Here is a 1,402-nt window from a genome sequence, read left to right on the forward strand (position 1 = left end):
TGGCGGCGCTGGTGAAGAACGAGCTGCGCAAGGAGCCGTTCACGGGAACGGTCTTCGTGTTCCGCGCCAGGCGGGCAGATCGGCTGAAGCTGCTGTACTGGGACGGCACCGGGCTGGTGATGGCCTACAAGCGGCTGGAGGAGCACAGATTCACCTGGCCCGCGATCCGGGACGGGCTGATGGCGCTGAGCCACGCTCAGTTCGAGGCGCTTTTCTCGGGGCTCGACTGGCGTCGCGTCCGGGCCATCGAAACGCGCGCGCCCGAGGCGGTGGAATGACTGCGGCAGGGTGACTCGGGTGCGGGTTTGCGCGGGCACCCACAGGGCCGATCTGGTAGGCCGCCCTCATGCTGAACGCCGCCGATCTTCCTGACGATATTGCCGCCCTGCCTGCATCGCATTGGCGAAGATACCTCGGAGCGGCTGGACGTCATTCCTGCGCAGTTCCGCGTCATCGTCACCCGGCGCCCGAAATACGCCTGCCGCGCCTGCACCGACGGAGTCGTCCAGGTCCCGGCACCTGCGCGGTTGATCCCGGGCGGCTTAGCGACCGAGGCCACGGTCTCACATGTGCTGGTCGGCAAATACGCTGACCACCTTCCCTTGTATCGCCAGGCGCAGATCTACAGCCGACAGGGGGTTGATCTCGACCGTTCCACCTTGGCCGACTGGGTTGGGCGGGCCGCCTTCGAGCTGCGGCCAGTCTTCGATGCACTGATCGCGGATCTGAAGCGTTCGACCAAGCTGTTCATGGACGAGACCCGCGCCCCGGTTCTCGACCCCGGGCGGCGGAGGACGAAGACCGGTTACTTCTGGGCCTTGGCGGGAGATGATCGTCCCTGGGGTGGCGACGCGCCACCCGGTGTAGCCTTCAGCTATGCGCCGGGATGCGGCGGTCAGCACGCCGAACAGATCCTGCAAGGCTTCAAGGGCATCCTGCAGGTCGACGGCTATGCCGGATACAACCGCCTTCTCAAGCAGGAGACCGGGATCCAGCTGGCCTACCGTTGGGCGCATGCCAGGCGCAAACTGGTGGAAATCACCCGGACCGGCCCCGCGCCGATCGCAGTGGATGGCGTGCAGCGCATCGGCGAGCTCTATCGCATCGATGCCGACATCCGGGGTCTCGATCCCACTGCACGCCTTGCTGCCAGACAGGAACGTTCAGCGCCGATCATCGGCGACTTTGAGACATGGCTTACCCAGAACCACGCCCGTGTCACGAGGAAATCACCTCTCGGCGAAGCCCTGACCTATATCGTGAAATACTGGGACGGCCTCTGCCTGTTCCTGACCGATGGCCGGATCGAGATCGACAGCAACACCGTTGAGCGCACCATCCGCCCAATCGCGCTGAACCGGAAGAACGCCCCTTTTGCAGGCCACGACGCCGGGGCCGAGAA

At 65.3% G+C, this 1,402-nt stretch carries 1 protein-coding gene and 1 pseudogene; both read left to right on the forward strand.

From position 1 onward, the window contains the following. A partial coding sequence (gene tnpB, locus ACFQ2S_RS24675) for an IS66 family insertion sequence element accessory protein TnpB (protein ID WP_386079398.1) occupies positions 1-278 on the forward strand: 278 nt, incomplete at its 5' end. 108 nt (positions 279-386) lie between these two features. Next, positions 387-1,402, forward strand: a pseudogene (gene tnpC, locus ACFQ2S_RS24680) (IS66 family transposase); the annotation flags it as partial.

Origin of the sequence: Tropicimonas aquimaris (assembly GCF_042676185.1) — a bacterium.
In the GTDB taxonomy this organism is placed as follows: domain Bacteria; phylum Pseudomonadota; class Alphaproteobacteria; order Rhodobacterales; family Rhodobacteraceae; genus Tropicimonas; species Tropicimonas aquimaris.